The organism is Streptomyces sp. NBC_00669 (assembly GCF_036226785.1).
Classification (GTDB): domain Bacteria; phylum Actinomycetota; class Actinomycetes; order Streptomycetales; family Streptomycetaceae; genus Actinacidiphila.
Map to the genome: position 1 here is coordinate 7,502,662 of NZ_CP109018.1, position 20,012 is coordinate 7,522,673.

Consider the following 20,012-nt stretch of genomic DNA (forward strand, 5'->3'; position numbering starts at 1 on the left):
CCCCGGTACGCGTGGATCGGACGTCACCGCAGGCAGACACGGTACGTGCCCGCCGTCCAGCCTCGCACGCCGACCGCCGTGCACGCGATCGGCACCCGGCGTCCGCGCGGTCACCACGGATTCCTCACATCATCGCCATGCCGTCGTCGTGCGGTGACCACTCCCCGGCGGCCCGCGCCTGCCGCCATTCGCGCCCGGAGGCGCTGATACCCTGGTAGCCCGTGGGCCGGTGGGCTGTGAACCACTGAACCGCCGCGACGGCGCGAACGAACCGAGCGCCGTCCCGACCCTCACCTCGCGACCACGGGAGCCCCCTCTTGGCAATTGCGCCGAAATCCTCGACGACCAAGCACATCTTCGTCACCGGTGGGGTGGCCTCCTCGCTGGGCAAGGGGCTCACCGCCTCCAGCCTCGGCGCCTTGCTCAAGGCCCGCGGCCTGCGCGTGACCATGCAGAAGCTCGACCCGTACCTCAACGTGGACCCGGGGACGATGAACCCGTTCCAGCACGGTGAGGTCTTCGTCACCGACGACGGCGCCGAGACCGACCTCGACATCGGCCACTACGAGCGCTTCCTCGACGTGAACCTGGCCGGCTCCGCGAACGTCACCACCGGCCAGGTGTACTCCACGGTGATCGCCAAGGAGCGGCGCGGCGAGTACCTCGGCGACACCGTCCAGGTCATCCCGCACATCACCAACGAGATCAAGTCCCGTATCCGGCGGATGGCCGGCGGCGACGTCGACGTGGTCATCACCGAGGTCGGCGGCACCGTCGGCGACATCGAATCGCTGCCGTTCCTGGAGTCGGTCCGCCAGGTCCGCCACGAGGTCGGCCGCGACAACGTGTTCGTGGTGCACATCTCCCTGCTGCCCTACATCGGCCCGTCCGGGGAGCTGAAGACCAAGCCGACCCAGCACTCGGTGGCGGCCCTGCGCAACATCGGCATCCAGCCCGACGCGATCGTGCTGCGCGCCGACCGCGAGGTGCCCACCGCGATCAAGCGGAAGATCTCGCTGATGTGCGACGTCGACGAGGACGCGGTGGTCGCCGCGATCGACGCCCCCTCGATCTACGACATCCCCAAGGTGCTGCACACCGAGGGCCTGGACGCCTACGTGGTGCGGCGGCTCGACCTGCCCTTCCGCGACGTGGACTGGGCCCAGTGGGACGACCTGCTCAAGCGGGTGCACGAACCCGCCCACGAGGTCACCGTCGCCCTGGTCGGCAAGTACATCGACCTGCCCGACGCCTACCTGTCGGTCACGGAGGCGATCCGGGCCGGCGGCTTCGCGAACAACGCCCGTGTCACCGTGAAGTGGGTCGCCTCCGACGACTGCAAGACCCCCGCCGGCGCCGCGGCACAGCTCGCCGGCGTCGACGCGGTGTGCGTGCCCGGCGGCTTCGGCGACCGCGGCGTGGAGGGCAAGGTCGGCGCCATCACCTACGCGCGCGAGCAGCGCCTCCCGCTGCTCGGCCTGTGTCTGGGCCTGCAGTGCATCGTGATCGAGGCCGCCCGCAACCTCGCCGGGATCGCCGACGCGAACTCCACCGAGTTCGACCCCGCCACCGCCCACCCGGTGATCTCCACCATGGCCGAGCAGCTCGACATCGTGGACGGCAAGGGCGACCTCGGCGGCACCATGCGGCTGGGCACCTATCCGGCCAAGCTCGCCGAGGGCTCCATCGTCCGCGAGGTCTACGGCGACCAGCCCTACGTCGAGGAGCGGCACCGCCACCGCTACGAGGTCAACAACGCCTACCGCGCCGAGCTGGAGCAGAAGACCGGCCTGGTCTTCTCCGGCACCTCGCCCGACAACCAGCTGGTGGAGTACGTCGAGTACCCGCGTGACGTGCACCCCTACCTGGTGGCGACGCAGGCCCACCCCGAGCTGAAGTCCCGGCCGACCAGGCCGCACCCGCTCTTCGCCGGCCTGGTGAAGGCAGCGGTCGCGGCCCAGGCGAACCGCTGATCGCCGGCTGCTCTCCCGTCGATCCGACCCCCTGACACCCCGGAAGGCGCAGCATGCTCCAGGACACTCCGCAGGAGTGGCAGGTCACGGCCACCTCCACGCCCTTCACCGGCAAGAAGACCGGTGTGCGCACCGACCAGGTGGTGATGCCCGACGGCTCCACCGTCAGCCGTGACTACCAGGTCCACCCCGGTTCCGTGGCGGTCCTCGCCCTCGACGACGCCGACCGCGTCCTGGTGCTCAAGCAGTACCGGCACCCGGTCCGGCAGAAGCTCTGGGAGATCCCCGCCGGACTGCTCGACATCCCCGGCGAGAACCCGCTGCACGCCGCCCAGCGCGAGCTGTACGAGGAGGCGCACGTCAAGGCCGAGGAGTGGAGCGTGCTCGCCGACGTCTACACCACCCCCGGCGGCTCCGACGAGGCGGTCCGGGTCTTCCTGGCCCGCGGTGTCTCCGAGGCCGAGGGCGAGCGCTTCGAGGTCAGCGAGGAGGAGGCCGACCTGGAGTACGCCCGGGTGCCGCTGGCCGAGCTGGTCCAGGGGGTGCTGGCCGGCGAACTCCACAACAGCTGCCTGGTGGTCGGGGTGCTCGCGCTCAACGCCGCGCTCGCCTCGGGCGGGGTGGACACGCTGCGCCCGGCGGAGTCGCCGTGGCCGGCCCGGCCGTTCACCGCGTGAGGGCGGTCAGGCGGGCGCGCGGAGAGCTGAAAGGGTGATCATTGGCGCCCCTGTCGGCCACGGACCCGGGGGCGCGGTGCCGGGCGTGAACTAGGCTCGACGCGCCCCCTTCCCGGGGCACCACCTCACCTCCGGGAGTGCGCCAGTGCCGGACCAGGCCCTCGACCCGCGACGGTCCCCTGCGGGGAGCACCGACGAGACGGGGAGCCCTGCGCCCGAGCGGTCCCCGGGGTCCCCGGCGGACCCGGAACCGGTGCGGGAACCGGAGCAGGCGGCGACGGAGGGCGCCCCGGCCGCGGCGGAGCCCGAGCGGTCGGCGCAGGAACCCAGGCCGGCTGAGGCAGCCGAGCCGGCTGAGGGAGCCGAGCCGGTGGAGGCAGCCGAGCCGGCTGAGGGAGCCGAGCCGGTGGGGGCACCCGTACCGGCGGCCGCACCTGTACGTACGGCCGTCCCCGTACCGGCCTCTTCGGTGCCGCCCCGGCCGCCGCACCCGCCGGCCGCCGCGCCCGCCCCGCCCGTCTCCCCATCCGCAGGCGGCCCGCCCCCTCGTCCCGCCGTCGAACCCGTCGAACCCGTCGAACCCGTCGGCACCGTGGCCGCGCGCGAACTGCCCGAGACGGCCGCGTACTTCGTGGGACGCGAGCGGGAACTCGCCCAGCTGCGGGCCGACATCGTGCGGCCCGGGCTCGCCGTGGCCGGCGGGAAGCAGCCGGACCGCGGCCGGGTGCTGCTGGTGGTCGGCCGCCCCGGCACCGGGCGCACCGAGCTGGCGGTCAAGCTGGCCCGGGAGGTCGCGGCGGCGTACCCGGACGGGCAGTACTTCCTCCGGCTCACCGACACCGACGGCGCCCCCGTGCCCGCCGAGGACACCGCCCGCGCGCTCCTGCGGGCCCTCGCCGCGCGGCGGCCCGCCGCCGGCCGTCCCGCGGTGCCCGGGCAGGCGGCTCCCGGCCGCGCCGGCACCGCGTCCGGGCCGGAGCCCGCCGCCGACCCGGTGGCCGTCCTGCGCTCCGCCACCACCGGGCGCCGGCTGCTGCTCGTCCTCGACGACGTGGCGCGCGCCGACCAACTCTCCGGGCTGCTGCCCGAGTCGCCCGGCAGCCTGGTGGTGGCGACCGCCGACGGCCCGCTGTCCGGCATCCCCGACGTCCGCCCGTGCACCCTCGGCGGCCTGGACACCCCCGCCGCGCTCGCGCTGCTCGCCCACACCATCGGCGACACCCGGGTCACCAACGACCCGCGCGCCGCCGAGACGCTCGTGCAGGAGCTGACCGGCCACCCCACCGCGCTGCGGCTCGCCGCCGCCTGGCTCGCGGCCCAGCCCCGTATGCCCCTGTCGGAGGCGGCCGTCCAGTTGCGGGCCACTCCCGACACCCCGCTCGTGCCGGCCGCCCCCGCGCCTCCCGCTTCCGCTCCCGCCACGGGTGACGCCGCGGACGGTGGCGCGGCCCCCGAGCAGCCCGCCGCCGTACGCCGCCCCGCCGCGCCGGCCGAACTGCTGCGCGCCTTCCGGGCGGCCTACGGCACCCTTCCGCCCGCCGTCGCCCGCCTCCTGCGCAGCCTCGTGCTCGCCCCGGCCGGCAGCATCGACGCCCATGTCGCCTCCGCGCTGGCCGGCTGCGCGGTGGACGCCGCCGACCGCGCCCTGGCCGGCCTCGCCGACTCCGCGCTGCTGGTCCGCGGCGCCGCCGACGGCCTGTACCGGGTGCCGGGCTGCCTCGAACCGCTGCTGCGCGCGCTGCTGGCCGGCACCGACCGCCCGCAGGACATCACGCTGGCCCGGGCCCGGATGCTGGAGCGGACCGTACGGCTGCTGGAGTCGTGCCGGGTCGCGCTGGCCCGCGAGGGCGGCACCGACGCGCTTCCGGGCACCGTACGGTTCGCCTCGCCCGCCGCCGCGGCCGACTGGCTGCTGGCCCGCCGCCCGGCGCTGATGGCCGCGGCCCGCGCCGCCGTGGCCGACGGCGAACTCGACACCCTCGCCCGCCGGCTGATCGCCGCACTGGTCCGCGCCCTGCTCGCCCTGCCCGCGGGCGGGCCGGGCCCCGGAGCGACGGGCCGGCCCGGCCGCCCCGGTGCGGGTGCCGGGTTGCGCCGCCCCTTGGCGCGCGCGGACCGCTACGAACTGCACACCCTGGCCCTCACCGTCGCCGAGCGCCGCCACCTGCCGCGCGAGAAGGCCGCCGCGCTGATCAACCTCGCCGACCTGGACGCGGAGGCGGGCCGGACCGACCACGCCGTCACCGCCTACCGCAAGGCGCTCGAAGCCGCCCGCGCCGCCGACGACACCGGGGCCGAGGGCCGCGTGCTGGAGGCGATCGGCGGTTGCTACCTCGAACTGGGTGACCTGTCGCGGGCCGGGGACTGGTTCGGCCGCGCGCTCGCGCTGCGCCAGGGCCGCGGCGAACTCGTCGACCAGGCACGGCTGCACGCCCGGATCGGCGCGGTCCTGACGTACCTCGGCAGCCACACCCAGGCCCTGCGGGAGTGGCGCGCGGCGGCCGGGACGCACCGCAGGCTCGGCGACCTCGCCTCGCAGGCCCGGGCGCTGGTCGAGGCGGCCCGGGTCCAGGAGTACGCCGGGCTGCCCGAGGACGCGCTGCGCACCTGCCGGGACGCGCTGTACTACGCCCGCCAGGTCGGCGAGCGCCGGTTGGAGGCCGCGGTGCTGCTGCGGCTGGCCGACGCGCTCCAGCACCTCGGCGACACCGGGGGCGCCGATCTCCAGCGCGCCGCCTCCCGCCGCCTGCTCCGGGCCGGTGAGCTCCCGGCTTTCTGACCGGCCGTTCTCGTTCCCAGGGGCTGTCAGCCTACGAAACTGCCAATGGTCTCCGCCAAACCCACCACTTTGTAAGGCTGGACACCGGCTCCTCCTTCACTAAACTGAGTTTCGCCGCATACAAGCCGGGCACGTCCGGTGTGTCATGCGATGCTGGGCCATGTCCGTATACCGGATACATGGCCACACCCTCCCGAACCTCCTCAGTGCAAGGACCGTGATCGACGTGAAGGTGGGCATCCCCCGCGAGGTCAAGAACAACGAGTTCCGCGTGGCCATCACCCCGGCCGGTGTGCACGAACTGGTCCGGCACGGCCATGAGGTCGTCGTCGAGCAGGGCGCAGGGGGCGGCTCGTCCATCCCCGACGAGGAGTACCTCGCCGCCGGCGCGGCCGTCCTCGGCACCGCCGACGAGGTGTGGGGCGCCGCCGACCTGCTGTTGAAGGTCAAGGAGCCGGTCGCCGAGGAGTACCACCGGCTGCGCAAGGACCAGATCCTCTTCACCTACCTGCACCTGGCCGCCTCCCGCGCCTGCACCGACGCGCTGCTGGAGTCCGGCACCACCGCGATCGCGTACGAGACGGTCGAGACCCCCGGCCGCCGGCTGCCGCTGCTCGCCCCGATGTCCGAGGTCGCCGGGCGGCTCGCCCCGCAGGTCGGCGCCTACCACCTGATGCGCTCGGCCGGCGGCCGGGGTGTGCTGCCCGGCGGGGTGCCCGGGGTGAAGTCCGGCCGCGCCGTGGTGATCGGCGCGGGCGTCTCCGGCTGGCACGCCACCACCATCGCGCTCGGTCTCGGCTTCCACGTCACCCTGCTCGACAAGGATGTCGACAAACTGCGCGAGGCCGACAAGGTGTTCGGCAACCGCGTGCAGACCATCACCTCAAACGCGCTCGCGCTGGAGCAGGCCGTCCTCGATGCCGACCTCGTCGTCGGCGCGGTGCTGGTGCCCGGCGCCAAGGCGCCCAAGCTGGTCACCAACGAGCTGGTCTCGCGGATGAAGCAGGGATCTGTACTTGTCGACATCGCGATCGACCAGGGCGGCTGCTTCGAGGACTCGCGTCCCACCACGCACGCCGAACCGACCTTCACCGTGCACGACTCGGTCTTCTACTGCGTGGCCAACATGCCCGGCGCGGTGCCCAACACCTCGACCTACGCGCTCACCAACGTGACGCTGCCGTACATCGTCGAACTCGCCGACCGCGGCTGGCGCGAGGCGCTGCGGCGCGACGCGGCACTCGCCCTCGGCCTCAACACCCATGAGGGGCAGGTCGTTTACGGCCCTGTCGCCGAGGCGCACGACCTCGACGCCACTGACCTGCACACCGTGCTGGGCTGAGCTCCGGCAGCAGAAAAAACGTCACTCATCGGCACGTTGCGCCAACTGCGCCTGCACGGCGGGGTCTTGTCCATCGAGACCCCGCCGTTCGCGTGGTTACGCCCTTGACAGCGGGGTGTTCGGTTCCCGACACATCATGCCGTGTCCGGCGGATTGTGTTGCTGCGGACCACCGACACGCCATAGAGTCGCGAAACGTCGGCTGTAGTCACGCTGACCTATCTAGATGTTTCCTGGTCACCAAGGAGGTAAGACGACTTGTGAACGAGTCGACATTTGCTCCCGGAGGTGGTCAACCAGGAACGACCGTCGGTTCCGTTGCGGTCCGTACCTTTGAGTCCCGCCGGCCCGAGACGACGACCACGGAGACAATCCCCGGTTACGCCATGGCTCCTTACGACGACGACCACGACCTGCAAGACGGTCAGTTCTACGACCCGGACGCCGAATACGAGCCGGACCCGGAGTACGCCGCCACGCTCGCGCCCGACGCCGCCCGTCAGCGCCGCGAACGCGTCGGCCCCACCGGCCGCCCGCTGCCGTACTTCCCGATCCCGAACCCGCTCACGGACCACGGCCCGGCGAAGATCATCGCGATGTGCAACCAGAAGGGCGGGGTCGGCAAGACCACCTCGACCATCAACCTGGGTGCCGCGCTCGCCGAGTACGGCCGTCGCGTGCTGCTCGTCGACTTCGACCCGCAGGGCGCCCTGTCGGTCGGCCTCGGGGTCAACCCGATGGAACTCGACATCACCGTCTACAACCTGCTGATGGAACGCGGCCTCGCCGCCGACGAGGTGCTGCTGAAGACCGCGGTGCCCGGCATGGACCTGCTGCCGAGCAACATCGACCTGTCCGCCGCCGAGGTGCAGCTGGTCAGCGAGGTGGCCCGCGAGTCCGCGCTCCAGCGCGCCCTCAAGCCGCTGATGTCCGACTACGACTACATCGTCATCGACTGCCAGCCCTCGCTCGGCCTGCTCACCGTCAACGCGCTGACCGCGGCGCACTCGGTGATCGTGCCGCTGGAGTGCGAGTTCTTCGCGCTGCGCGGGGTCGCGCTGCTCACCGAGACGATCGAGAAGGTCCGCGAGCGGCTCAACCCCGAACTCGAACTCGACGGCATCCTCGCCACGATGTACGACTCCCGCACCGTGCACAGCCGCGAGGTGCTGGCCCGGGTGGTCGAGGCGTTCGACGATCACGTCTTCCACACCGTCATCGGCCGTACCGTGCGCTTCCCGGAGACCACCGTGGCCGGCGAGCCGATCACCACCTACGCGTCCAACTCCGTCGGTGCCGCCGCCTATCGCCAACTCGCCAGGGAGGTGCTCGCCCGGTGCCACGCCGAGTGAGTCTGCCGGGCGCCGACGAGCTGTTCCGGACCACCGGTGGTGCGGCGCTCCAGGCGCCCCCGCCGTCCCATGGCGCCGAGGCGGACGCTGACGCGCGGTCCGGCGGACCGGGCTCGCAGGGCAACGGCGGCGCGCCCGGCGCCTCCACCGTCCCCACGGCGAACGGGTCCGCGCCCGCGCGGAGCGACGAGCACACCGGTCGCGACGGCACGCACCCGGTCCCGCCCGGCCAGCGCCGCCCGGGCGCCGGAGAGCGCGTCGGTGACCGCAGTACCGAGCGCAACGGCACGGTGCAGGCCGCCGCCACGGCCACCCCCGTGGCCACCGCGACGGTTACCTCGCAGAAGCCCACGCCGCCGCCGATCACCGCGACGCCCCAGCCGCCCGCGCCCGCCCGGCGCAAGGCGGCCCGGCAGAACCGCAGGCCCAGCGGACGCGAGCGCCACGACGAGAAGATCACGGTCTACGTCTCCGCGGAGGAGCTGATGGACCTGGAGCACGCCCGCCTGGTGCTGCGCGGCGAGCACGGACTGGCGATCGACCGCGGGCGGATCGTCCGGGAGGCGGTCGCCGTCGTGCTGGCCGACCTCGAATCCCGTGGGGACGCGAGCATCCTGGTCCGTCGGCTGCGGGGACGCTAGTCCCGGCGGGCCGCGGCGCCCTGACCCGCCGGGGCGCCCATGGGACTGTGCGGCTGCTTCGCTGCTCCGCTGCTCCGCTGCTCCGCGCGGAGGCGGTCACGCCGAAGGGGCGCGGGGAACCGCGCGGCAAGACACGATGGCGCGGCGCTCGGGCACGGGGCGCGACCTGCTGTGGCGAGTAGCCTGCTTACACCACGTCGCCGATCAGGACCTCGATGCCCACCTCACCCGCCAGCCCCCGTCGCAGCCTCGGCCGCGGCGCCGCCGCCGAGCCGGAACCGGCTGCTGCCCCGGAACAGGCGCCGGAAGAAGCCGAACCTGTGGTGCCGGAGGTGGCCGAGGCGGCGGAAGAAGCCGAGCCTGTGGTGCCGGAGGTGCCCGAGGGGACGGGTGAAGCCGAACCCGTGGTGGCGGAAGTACCCGGGGGGACGGGTGAAGCCGAACCCGTGGTGCCGGAGGTGGCCGAGGCGGCGGGTGAAGCCGAACCTCCAACCGCCGGCGACCGTTTCACCGTGCGGCTCTCCAACTTCGAGGGGCCGTTCGACCTGCTGCTCCAGCTCATCTCGAAGCACCGGCTCGACGTGACCGAGATCGCGCTGTCGAGGGTCACCAACGAGTTCATGGCGCACATCCACGCGATGGGCCCGGACTGGGACCTCGACCAGACCACGGAGTTCCTCGTGGTCGCGGCCACCCTGCTGGACCTGAAGGCGGCCCGGCTGCTGCCCGCCGCGGAGGTGGAGGACGAGGCGGATCTCGCGCTGCTGGAAGCGCGGGACCTGCTGTTCGCACGGCTGCTCCAGTACCGCGCGTACAAGCAGATCGCGGCGATCTTCGCGGAGCGGCTGGAGCAGGAGGCGCTGCGCCACCCCCGTACCGTCGGACTGGAGCCGCAGCACGCGGAGTTGCTGCCGGAGGTGGTGCTGAGCATCGGCCCCGAGCGGTTCGCGCGCCTCGCGGTGAAGGCGATGCAGCCCAAGCCGAAGCCCCAGGTGTACGTGGACCACATCCACGCGCCGCTGGTGAGCGTGCGGGAACAGGCCGAGCACGTGATCGCCATACTGCGCGAGCGGGGCGCGGCGAGCTTCGGCGAGCTGACCGCCGACGCGGCGGACACGCTCACGGTCGTGGCCCGCTTCCTGGCGCTGCTGGAGCTGTACCGGGAGAAGGCGGTCGCGCTGGACCAGGAGGAGGCGCTGGGCGCGCTCCAGGTGCGCTGGACGGGCACGGCCGAGGACGCGGCGCCCCTGGTGACCGACGAGTTCGACCAGGAGGCCGCCCCGGCGGGCAGCCGTACGGACGCCGGTCGTACGGACGCCGGTGGCACCGGGGCCGGTCGTCCCGGGGTCGGCCCTGGCGCGGCCGGCCCTGCCTCGGGCGCTCATGCCGCCACCGCTGCCGACGACACCACCGAGCCCGGCACCGCCGGGAAGGGAGAGCAGTGATGACCGACGTGACCGACCTCACGCGAGCCGCCGCCGGAGCCGCTGCCGCCGCCGGTGAGGCCGCCCCGGCCGGGCTGCTCGCCGCCGCGACCGCCGAGCTGGAGCTGAAGCCGGCGCTGGAGGCGGTGCTGATGGTGGTGGACGAGCCCGCGACCGAGGAGCACCTGGCGAAGGTGCTGGGCCGGCCTCGGCGGGCGGTCGGCAAGGCGCTCCGCGAGCTGTCCGACGACTACACCCGCGAGGGCCGGGGCTTTGACCTGCGGTTGGTCGCTGGCGGCTGGCGCTTCTACACCCGGCCGGCCTTCTCGCCGGCAGTGGAGAGCTTCGTGCTGGACGGCCAGCAGGCCCGGCTGACCCAGGCCGCGCTGGAGACGCTGGCCGTGGTGGCGTACCGGCAGCCGGTGAGCCGGTCCCGGGTCTCGGCGGTGCGCGGAGTGAACTGCGACGGCGTGATGCGCACCCTGCTCCAGCGCGGGCTGGTGGAGGAAGGTGGGACGGAACCCGAGACAGGTGCGATCCTGTACAGGACGACGAACTACTTCCTGGAACGTATGGGCCTGCGCAGCCTTGACGAGCTGCCCGAGCTCGCCCCGTTCCTGCCGGAGGCGGAAGCGGTCGAGGCGGAGTCCGCGGAAGGGCTCCCGTCCTTCGATCCGGACGCCCCGGACGATCCACCGACGAACTCGAACTCGATCACCTCGATTACGGAACCTTGATGCGAAGCAGCGACAGGAACAGCGGCGGCAACCGGAAACCCCGCGGCGGCAGCGGCGGCGGCTCCGCCGACCGGCGCGGCGAGGAGCCGGGGCGTCCCCGCAAGCCGCGTCCGGAGGAGCGCCGCTACGACGTCGGCGGCACCGGCCAGTCCGGTGCGAACAAGCCCGGCGGCATGCCCCGCACCAAGGACGCGGGCGGCGCCAAGCCCGGTGCCCGGCCGACCGGCAACCGCGGCCGCAAGCCGGTCCCGGCCCGGCCGCGCGAACTCGACGCCCAGATCGAGCAGCGCAACCGCGAGCGGCACAACAAGCCGCAGGTCAAGACGCCCAAGACCTTCCCCGGCGCCGAGCAGGAGGGCGAACGGCTGCAGAAGGTGCTGGCCAGGGCCGGCATGGGCTCGCGGCGGGCCTGCGAGGAACTGATCGAGCAGCACCGCGTCGAGGTGAACGGCGAGATCGTCACCGAGCAGGGCATGCGGGTCGACCCCGACCACGACGAGGTGAAGGTCGACGGGCTCACCGTCGCCACGCAGTCGTACCTGTTCTTCGCGCTCAACAAGCCGGCCGGTGTGGTCTCCACCATGGAGGACCCCGACGGGCGGCAGTGCCTCGGCGACTACGTCACCAACCGCGACACCCGGCTCTTCCACGTCGGCCGGCTCGACACCGAGACCGAGGGCCTGATCCTGCTCACCAACCACGGCGAGCTGGCCCACCGGCTGACCCACCCGCGCTACGGCGTGAAGAAGACCTATCTCGCCGCCATCCAGGGCCCGTTGCCCCGCGACCTGGGCAAGCAGCTCAAGAACGGCATCGAGCTGGAGGACGGCTGGGCACGCGCCGACCACTTCCGGATCGTGCAGAACACCGGCAAGAACTACCTGGTCGAGGTCACCCTCCACGAGGGCCGCAAGCACATCGTCCGCCGCATGCTCTCCGAGGCCGGCTTCCCCGTCGACAAGCTGGTGCGCACCAGCTTCGGGCCGATTCCCCTCGGCGACCAGAAGTCCGGCTGGCTGCGCCGCCTCACCAACACCGAGGTCGGCATGCTCATGCGCGAGGTCGACCTGTAGAACGCGACGGGAACGCGACGGCAGGCGCCCCCCGGTAAGGGGCGCCCTCCAGGCGGCGGCCACTTACCCGTGCCCGCCGCCTCGCCACGCGTCCGCGTCTGGCGGTTGGATGGGCGCATGACCGCGCCCGCCTCCTCCGCCACCGCCCCCGTCGCCGCCCTGGCCACGCTCTCCGCCGCACAGGTGCCCGACCTCGCCCCCGCCGTCAGCGACCTGCTGGGCAGCGGCCCCGAGCTGCTGTTCGTCACCGTCTCCGGCGCGCACCTGTACGGATTCCCCTCCCAGGACTCCGACGTCGACCTGCGCGGGGTGCACCTGCTGCCGCTGCGCGAGGTGATCGGCCTGCACGAGGGCGAGCCGACCAGGACCCGGATGTGGCAGCGCGGGAGTCTCGACCTGGACCTGGTCACCCACGACCTGCTGAAGTTCGTCCGGCTGATGCTGCGCCGCAACGGCTACGTGCTGGAGCAGCTGCTCTCCCCGCTGGTCGTCCACACCACCGGCGTCCACGCCGAGCTCGCCGCGCTGGCGCCCGGCGTGATCACCGCCGGCCATGCCCACCACTACCGCGGCTTCGCCGCCACCCAGTGGCGTCTGCACCTCAAGAACGGCGAACTCAAGCCGCTCCTCTACACGTTCCGGGTGCTGCTCACCGGCATCCACCTGATGCGCACCGGGCGCGTGCTGTCCCACCTCCCCACCCTCCTGGCGGAAGTACCCGAGGCGCCCGCCTACCTCCCGGACCTGATCGCGGCCAAGGCCGAGGCCGAGCACGCGCCCACCCCCGGACTGCCCGCGGGCCGGCTCGGCGCCGACGTCGAAGCCCTGCACGGCACCCTGACCGCTGCCCAGGACACCTCCCGGCTCCTGGACCGCCCCACCGCCCAGGACGCTCTCCACGACCTGGTGGTCCGCACCCGCGAGGCCGCCGTGTGAGCGCGCGCGGCCGGGAGTAGCGGTTACGAGGTGCGCCCAGGACGAGCGGTCACGAGGAGTGGCTGGCGTCGGGCACCAGCGGCGGCAGGGCGGGGACGGCGGAGGTGCCGCGGACGCGGATCAGGAAGTCCTCGACGCGGGTGCGGTCCGGCTCGGGCGGGAGAGGGGTGCGGCTGGAGGCGGCGTCGATCTCCTCGTGGAGGGTGCGGGTCCAGGCGCGGATCTCGTCCCAGCCGAGTTCGCCGCGCTTGACCGCGAGGAGACGGTCGCGGTGCTCGCCCGCGTCGATGCCGAGCCGGCCGGTGCGCAGCAGGTCGCGGCAGCTCAGCAGCAGCCGCAGCAGGTGCATCGCGTGCTTCCAGCGGGGCCGGCCGTGGGTGCGCAGGTCCGCTTCGAGCTTGCCGAGCTGCTGGGCGGCGTACCCGCGGAAGGAGGCCTCGGCGCGGCGGGAGAGGAACGCGCCCCGCAGGTCGAGCAGTTCGCGGCCGGTCGCGTCGACGTGCTCGACGATGGGGGAGTGCAGGCACTCCAGCACGTTCGGGTTGCCGCGCAGCGCGAGCACGCAGAAGCGCTCCAGCTCCCAGGAGAACTGCTCGTCCCGCGGCCCGGTGACATGGGTGGGCGGCTTGTCCAGCCGCCAGAACAGCGGGGTCGGCGCCACGAACACCCCGCGCCGGTCCGTGTCGCTGGCGTCCGTGGCCAGTCCGAAGGCGCGCGAGCCCATCACGCACGCGTAGACCGTGTGGTCCCTGACCAGTTCGTGCCCCACGTCGTCCCCCAGCGAATCGCGCATGAGGGCGATTATGGTCATCTCATCGGACCGGGCGCGCGATTTTCACCTTCCCCGCGGTGACCACGGGCGACCCGCAACGGGCGGGACCGGTGGGACGCCAGGGAAGTCCGAGGCTTCGCCGTACGGCTCCGCCCCGTCTCGGTCCGCGGTCCGCCCCGCGCCGGCGCCGCGCCCTGGCTACGCTGGTCGCGGACCGTACCGCCGGCCCGTACTCCCGCCGCCGCACCCCGCAAGGACACCTTCGTGAGGACCGCCCTCGTCATCGGAACCGGCCTGATGGGCACCTCGGCCGCGCTCGCCCTCAGCGACCGCGGTGTCGACGTGTACCTGAGGGACCACGACGAATCCGCAGCGCGTACCGCGGAGGCGCTCGGCGCGGGCTCCTCGGGGCAGCCGCCGCACCCCGTGGACCTGGTGATCGTGGCGGTGCCGCCCGCCCATGTGGCCACCACCCTCGCCGAGGTGATCGCTGCGGGCCTGGGCCGCGGGTACCTGGACGTGGCCAGCGTCAAGGGCGGCCCGCGCCGCGAGCTGGACGCCGCGGGCTGCGACCTGACCCGCTACATCGGCACCCACCCCATGGCCGGCCGGGAGCGCTCCGGCCCGCTGGCGGCGAGCGCCGACCTCTTCGAGGGCCGCCCCTGGGTGCTCACCCCCACCGCGGGCACCGACACCGAGGTGCTCAACCTCGCCCTGGAACTGGTCGCCCTGTGCCGCGCGGTCCCCGTCGTGATGGACGCCGACGCGCACGACCGCGCCGTCGCGCTCGTCTCGCACACCCCGCAGCTCGTCTCCAGCATGGTCGCCGCCCGCCTGGAACACGCCGAGGACGCCGCCGTACGCCTGTGCGGGCAGGGCATCCTCGACGTCACCCGCGTCGCCGGGTCCGAGCCGGGCATGTGGATGGACATCCTGGCCGCCAACCCCGGTCCGGTCGCCGATGTGCTCGACGCCCTGGCCACCGACCTCACCGAGACCGTCACCGCGCTGCGCTCCCTGCAGTCCGCCGACGACGGCAAGCGGCGCGGCGGCGCGGCCGGCATCGAGGACATCCTGCGCCGCGGCAACGCCGGCCGCGCCAAGGTCCCCGGCAAGCACGGCGCCGCCCCCAAGCCGTACGAGATCGTCGCCGTGCTCATCGGCGACCAGCCCGGCGAGCTGGCCCGGCTCTTCGCGGACGCGGGCGCCGCGGGCGTCAACATCGAGGACGTGCGGATCGAGCACTCCACCGGGCAGCAGGCGGGCCTGGTGAACCTGACGGTCGAGCCGCGCAGCGCCACCGTCCTGTCGGCGGCGCTGCGGGAGCGCGGCTGGGCGCTGCGGCAGTAGCCGCGGTCGGGGCCCGCCCGGCCCCGTCGACCGGTTCCGCGACGCCCCGTGCCCGGCGTGGCGGCTCGGCCCGGCCCCGCCCGGCCTGGGTGGCGCTGGGCCACCCGGGGGGCCGGTAACCTTGAGGGATGGCATCCGGCGCCCGCCGGCCCGCCCGCACCCGCATCCGTGCACGAGGAAGGCCACCCGCTGTGTCAAATCCGGTGATCGTCGCGATCGACGGCCCCTCCGGCACGGGCAAGTCCAGCACGTCCAGGGCGGTCGCGTCCCGGCTGGGCCTCAGCTACCTGGACACGGGCGCGCAGTACCGCGCGATCACCTGGTGGATGCTGACCAACGGCGTGGACGTCGGCGACCCGCTGGCCATCGCCGACCAGGCGGGCAAGCCGGCGATCGTGGCCGGCACCGACCCGGCCGCCCCCGCGATCACCGTGGACGGCCTGGACGCCTCCGGCCCGATCCGCACCCAGGAGGTCACCGCCGCGGTCAGCGCGGTGAGCGCCGTTCCCGAGGTGCGCACCCGGATGGTGGAGATCCAGCGCGCCGCGGCCGCCGCCGCGCCCGCCGGCATCGTGGTCGAGGGCCGTGACATTGGCACCACCGTGCTGCCCGACGCCACCGTCAAGATCTTCCTCACCGCCTCCGCCGAGGTCCGCGCCGCCCGCCGCAGCGGCGAGCTGAAGGGCGCGCAGTCCGTCGCCGACACCCAGGCCGCCCTGGTCCGGCGCGACGCCGCCGACTCCGGCCGCAAGACCTCGCCGCTGGCCAAGGCCGACGACGCCATAGAGGTCGACACCAGCGAGCTCACCCTCGAGCAGGTCGTCGAGCAGGTCGTCGCACTGGTCGGGGAGAAGCGAGCGGCTCGGTGAGTACGCAGCGCGAGACCCTGGCGGCGCCCGCGGCACCGGCGGGCGCGCCGTCCGCGCCGCCGCTGCCGAGCGCGCGCGGCGCCGCGGTGGCCCGCGGCATCGGCATCGGGCTGATGAACGGCCTGTGGCGTCCCCGGGTACTCGGCGACTGGCGGCTGCCGGCGCACGGCCCGGTCATCCTCGCGGGCAACCACAGCCACAACGTCGACGGGCCGATGCTGATCGGCACCTGCCCGCGACCCCTGCACTTCCTGGTGAAGAAGGAGGCGTTCGTCGGCCCGCTCGACCTGTTCCTGCGCTCCATCGGCCAGGTCAAGGTCGACCGCTCCGGCGCCGACCGCGGTGCGATCACCGCGGCGCTCGGCGTGCTGGAGCAGGGCGGCGTGCTGGGCATCTTCCCCGAGGGCACCCGCGGCGACGGCGACTTCGCCCAGCTGCGGGCCGGACTGGCGTACTTCGCGGTGCGCTCGGGCGCCCCGGTCGTCCCGGTCGCCGTCCTCGGCAGCGCCCGCCGCGGCCGGCTGGTCGGCGGGCTGCCGCCGCTGCGCGCCCGGATCGACGTCGTCTACGGCGAGCCCTTCGAGGCCGGCGACGGCAGCGGGCGGCGGACCCGTACCGCGCTCGACGAAGCCACCACCCGCATCCAGGCGCACCTGTCCGCGCACCTCGCCGAGGCCAGGCGGGCCACCGGCCGGGCGTGACCCGGGCCCGGCCGGCCGACCCGGCCCGCGGGCCGCGCGCCGCCCGGCCGCACCGGGAACGGCGCCCACGTACTTCTTGCTGATCGACGGAGAGACCTCATGGACCAGGGATACGAACACGGCGACGCCGACGCGCTCGGCGACGCCGAATACGCCGAGTTCATGCAGCTCGCCGAGGAGGAGGGCTTCGACCCGGAGGAGGTCGCCGACGACCTCGCGGAGGCCGGCCACGGCCCGCTTCCGGTGCTCGCCGTCGTCGGCCGCCCCAATGTCGGCAAGTCGACACTGGTGAACCGGATCATCGGCCGCCGCGAGGCCGTCGTGGAGGACCGCCCCGGCGTCACCCGCGACCGCGTCAGCTACGAGGCGAACTGGAACGGCCGGCGCTTCAAGCTGGTCGACACCGGCGGCTGGGAGCAGGACGTACTCGGCATCGACGCGTCCGTGGCCGCGCAGGCCGAGTTCGCGATCGAGGCGGCCGACGCGGTGGTCTTCGTGGTCGACGCGACCGTGGGCGCCACCGACACCGACGAGGCGGTCGTGAAGCTGCTGCGCCGGGCCGGCAAGCCCGTGGTGCTGGCCGCCAACAAGGTGGACGGCCCCTCCGGCGAGGCCGACGCGTACGCGCTGTGGAGCCTCGGCCTGGGCGAGCCCCACCCGATCTCGTCGCTGCACGGCCGCGGCACCGGCGACCTGCTGGACGCGATCATGGAGGCGCTGCCCGAGGCGCCCGCGATGACCTTCGGCGAGGCCCTCGGCGGCCCGCGCCGGGTCGCGCTGATCGGCCGCCCCAACGTCGGCAAGTCGTCGCTGCTGAACAAGGTGGCGGGCAGTGACCGGGTGGTCGTCAACGAGGTCGCGGGCACCACCCGCGACCCGGTCGACGAGCTGATCCAGCTCGGCGGCGTGACCTGGAAGTTCATCGACACCGCGGGCATCCGGCGGCGGGTGCACCTCACCGAGGGCGCCGACTACTACGCCTCCCTGCGCACCGCGGCCGCGCTGGAGAAGGCCGAGGTCGCGGTGATCCTGGTCGACGCGAGCGAGACGCTCACCGAGCAGGACACCCGGATCATCTCGATGGCGGTCGAGGCGGGCCGGGCCGTCGTCATCGCGTACAACAAGTGGGACCTGATGGAGGAGGAGCGCCGCTACTACCTGGAACGCGAGATCGAGCGCGACCTCGTCCAGGTGCAGTGGGCGCCCCGGGTCAATGTCTCGGCGCGGACCGGGCGGCACATGGAGAAGCTGGTCCCGGCGATCGAGACCGCGCTGGCCGGCTGGGAGACCCGGGTGCCGACCGGACGGCTGAACGCGTTCCTCGGCGAGCTGGTCTCCGGCCACCCGCACCCGATCCGCGGGGGCAAGCAGCCGCGCATCCTGTTCGGCACCCAGGCGGGCACCCGGCCGCCGCGTTTCGTGCTCTTCGCGTCCGGCTTCCTGGAGGCGGGCTACCGCCGGTTCGTCGAGCGCCGGCTGCGCGAGGAGTTCGGCTTCGAGGGCACGCCGATCCAGGTGTCGGTGCGGGTGCGGGAGAAGCGGGGCCGGAAGAAGTAACGGCGCCGCGGGCCGCGGTGGTACGAGCCGCGGCCCACGGACCTCCCCGGCGCGTATCGGCGGTCGCGGCGGTTGTCGCGGCGGCCGCGCTGGTTGTCGGCGGCGGTCGGCGGCGGTCGCGCCGGTTGTCGGCGGTCGCCGCGCCGGGCCGCTGCCGGATGTGCCCGTGCCGCCCGCCGGCTCCCGCTACCGCATCCGGTTGTCGCCGCGGCCCGGGGGCAGAGCCGCCGGGCCGTCGCCGTTCGCGCCGCCGCGCCGCCCGGTCCGGCCGCCAGGCCCGTTCGCGGCGCCGCCCGAGCCGTTCGCCCCGCCGCCCGGGCCGCCGTTGGCCCCGCTCACCCCGCCGTTTCCGGTCCCGGCCGCGCCGCCCGGGTCACCGCGGTGGCGGCCGCCCGGCGCGAAGGGCGGGTACTCCGCGTGCCAGGCCGCGAACCCCTTGAACTGCAGCGATTCCTCGCCGCTGCGATCGCCGGGGAGGGCCCGGAACAGCCTGCGGTATTCCGAGTACAGCGCATCGTAGATCGGCGTGTTCGACGCACCGCCTCCGGTCGCGTCCTGCGCCGTGCGCATGGACGGGATGTAGCGCTGGTAAGGGGCTCGGGAGGAGGCGTCGAAGCTGTACACGTAACTGCCAACGACCCGGCGCCGGGCGGGATGCGGGCCGCGCGGTTGAATTGCCGATCTTTGACCAGGTCAACAGGGTGTTGGCGGTATTGGCGGCGGGCGGACGTGCGAGGGGCGCGCACAGCGTGCTGTGCGCGCCCCTCGATCGGTGGAATGCTCCGACGATCCGCTGATCAGGTTGCGCTGGTCAGGTTCCGGACAGCGGCATGGCGGCCGCGACGAGCTGGCCGCGCGAGCAGGCCCGGGCCAGCGCGTCCCGCATCAGGTCCTCGCGCGGCTGGCGACCGATCGAGCCGGCCGGGCCCGCGTACACGTACACCTCGTTCCCGCGCTGCACCGCGGCCCGCCAGCCGTCGCTGACCTGGAGCGGCTGGTGCGCCTGCCACCAGGCCGCGGCGGGGCCGCCGTTGGCGCCCGGCTGGAGCACGGCGTGCAGCTTGCCCATGGCCAGCAGCACCGACCAGCCCGGCAGCGGAGACGGCCGTGCCTCCAGGTCGAGTTGGGGCACGAAGCCCTGCTCGATGAGGAGCGGCAGGAAGTCGTCGCCGCCGCCGGTGGAGCCGACCCGGGCGACCGGACCGGTCGGCTCGACGACCAGTGCCGGGCGGAGCTGGTCCTCCACGATGATCAGACCGCAGGTGATGCCCAGCACCGCCTGCCGGGGCGCGAGGTCGAGGTCGGGCACGGCGGGGGTGTCGGCGGTCCGGCCGCCCGCGCCCTGGCCACCTGCCGCGCCACCGCCCGCGGGCCCGCCGTACGGCTCGGTGCGCGGCTCGGTGCGCGGCTCGGCGTGCGGCGGCGGCCCGCCGGGGAGGCCCGCGCCGGGGCTCTCCGCGAGCGCGCCGCCGGAGATGCCGGCCACCGCACCCTGCAACTGGGCCTCGGACACCGGCACGACCTGCGAGGGGATGCACGCGGCGTGCGCGAAGGCCAGCACGGCGGTCTCGTCGCCCACGAACAGCACGGTGCTGGTCCGCTCCTGCCCGCTGTCACCGGGCGTGCGGCAGGACGTGCAGTCGTACGTGCCCGGCGAGCTCTCGCCGGTGAGGAGCCGCTGGGTCTCCTCGTCGCCGATCTCGGCTCGTACCTCATCACTCACGTCGAGCATGGGCGCCACGGAGTCTCCTTGGAAGTGCGGTGCTGCGGTCACGAATGCGGGCCGAAGGTTCGGCCGCCGGGCGGGTCCCGGCGCACTGTGACAACGGA

17 protein-coding genes are annotated in these 20,012 nt (G+C 73.9%); 14 read left to right on the top strand and 3 right to left on the bottom strand.

What is annotated here, in order from left to right; genetic code table 11:
- Positions 1–317: 317 nt before the first annotated feature.
- From OG896_RS31645 to OG896_RS31690, 10 genes are all read left to right on the top strand, one after another.
- On the top strand, positions 318–1,973 hold the full coding sequence (locus OG896_RS31645) for a CTP synthase (RefSeq protein ID WP_329370802.1): 1,656 nt from the start codon (positions 318–320) through the stop codon (positions 1,971–1,973).
- Positions 1,974–2,026: 53 nt separating this feature from the next.
- The gene (locus OG896_RS31650) at positions 2,027–2,650 is read left to right on the top strand and encodes an NUDIX hydrolase (protein ID WP_329370804.1); all 624 of its coding nucleotides are present in this window, start codon (positions 2,027–2,029) and stop codon (positions 2,648–2,650) included.
- A gap of 592 nt (positions 2,651–3,242) precedes the next feature.
- Positions 3,243–5,429 (top strand): tetratricopeptide repeat protein, encoded by a 2,187-nt coding sequence (locus tag OG896_RS31655; RefSeq protein ID WP_329370806.1) that lies wholly within the window; start codon positions 3,243–3,245, stop codon positions 5,427–5,429.
- 226 nt (positions 5,430–5,655) lie between these two features.
- On the top strand, positions 5,656–6,771 hold the full coding sequence (gene ald / locus OG896_RS31660; protein ID WP_328473930.1) for an alanine dehydrogenase: 1,116 nt from the start codon (positions 5,656–5,658) through the stop codon (positions 6,769–6,771).
- Positions 6,772–7,030: 259 nt separating this feature from the next.
- Complete coding sequence (locus tag OG896_RS31665; protein ID WP_328462497.1) at positions 7,031–8,122, top strand: ParA family protein; 1,092 nt, start codon at positions 7,031–7,033, stop codon at positions 8,120–8,122.
- Positions 8,107–8,763 carry a hypothetical protein gene (locus OG896_RS31670; protein ID WP_329370809.1) on the top strand — a complete coding sequence of 219 codons (657 nt, stop codon included), beginning with the start codon at positions 8,107–8,109 and terminating at the stop codon, positions 8,761–8,763. Before OG896_RS31665 ends, OG896_RS31670 begins: the two co-directional genes overlap by 16 nt.
- Positions 8,764–8,978: 215 nt before the next feature.
- The gene (locus OG896_RS31675; protein ID WP_329370811.1) at positions 8,979–10,208 is read left to right on the top strand and encodes a segregation and condensation protein A; all 1,230 of its coding nucleotides are present in this window, start codon (positions 8,979–8,981) and stop codon (positions 10,206–10,208) included.
- Positions 10,208–10,924, top strand: coding sequence for an SMC-Scp complex subunit ScpB (gene scpB / locus OG896_RS31680; protein ID WP_328462491.1), 717 nt, complete (start codon positions 10,208–10,210; stop codon positions 10,922–10,924). Before OG896_RS31675 ends, scpB begins: the two co-directional genes overlap by 1 nt.
- Entirely contained in the window at positions 10,924–11,997 is a 1,074-nt protein-coding gene (locus OG896_RS31685; protein WP_329370813.1) for a pseudouridine synthase, read from the top strand. Before scpB ends, OG896_RS31685 begins: the two co-directional genes overlap by 1 nt.
- Positions 11,998–12,114: 117 nt before the next feature.
- Positions 12,115–12,933 (top strand): nucleotidyltransferase domain-containing protein, encoded by an 819-nt coding sequence (locus OG896_RS31690; protein WP_329370814.1) that lies wholly within the window; start codon positions 12,115–12,117, stop codon positions 12,931–12,933.
- A 49-nt stretch (positions 12,934–12,982) separates the two neighbouring features.
- On the opposite strand, the gene OG896_RS31695 is transcribed toward OG896_RS31690, so the two are convergent.
- Positions 12,983–13,726, bottom strand: a complete 744-nt coding sequence (locus tag OG896_RS31695) for a nucleotidyltransferase domain-containing protein (RefSeq protein WP_329370816.1) — start codon at positions 13,724–13,726, stop codon at positions 12,983–12,985.
- A gap of 243 nt (positions 13,727–13,969) precedes the next feature.
- Between OG896_RS31695 and OG896_RS31700 the strand changes: the two genes are divergently transcribed.
- The 4 genes from OG896_RS31700 (at position 13,970) to der (ending at position 18,182) form a co-directional block, all read left to right on the top strand.
- Complete coding sequence (locus OG896_RS31700; RefSeq protein WP_329370818.1) at positions 13,970–15,055, top strand: prephenate dehydrogenase; 1,086 nt, start codon at positions 13,970–13,972, stop codon at positions 15,053–15,055.
- Between the two features lie 191 nt (positions 15,056–15,246).
- Entirely contained in the window at positions 15,247–15,924 is a 678-nt protein-coding gene (gene cmk / locus OG896_RS31705; protein WP_328462481.1) for a (d)CMP kinase, read from the top strand.
- Positions 15,925–16,037: 113 nt separating this feature from the next.
- Positions 16,038–16,625 carry a lysophospholipid acyltransferase family protein gene (locus OG896_RS31710; protein ID WP_328473928.1) on the top strand — a complete coding sequence of 196 codons (588 nt, stop codon included), beginning with the start codon at positions 16,038–16,040 and terminating at the stop codon, positions 16,623–16,625.
- A 99-nt stretch (positions 16,626–16,724) separates the two neighbouring features.
- Entirely contained in the window at positions 16,725–18,182 is a 1,458-nt protein-coding gene (der, locus tag OG896_RS31715) for a ribosome biogenesis GTPase Der (protein WP_329370820.1), read from the top strand.
- Positions 18,183–18,368: 186 nt separating this feature from the next.
- On the opposite strand, the gene OG896_RS31720 is transcribed toward der, so the two are convergent.
- The gene (locus OG896_RS31720; protein WP_329370822.1) at positions 18,369–18,752 is read right to left on the bottom strand and encodes a hypothetical protein; all 384 of its coding nucleotides are present in this window, start codon (positions 18,750–18,752) and stop codon (positions 18,369–18,371) included.
- 241 nt (positions 18,753–18,993) lie between these two features.
- Entirely contained in the window at positions 18,994–19,923 is a 930-nt protein-coding gene (locus tag OG896_RS31725; protein WP_329370824.1) for a hypothetical protein, read from the bottom strand.
- Positions 19,924–20,012: the final 89 nt, after the last annotated feature.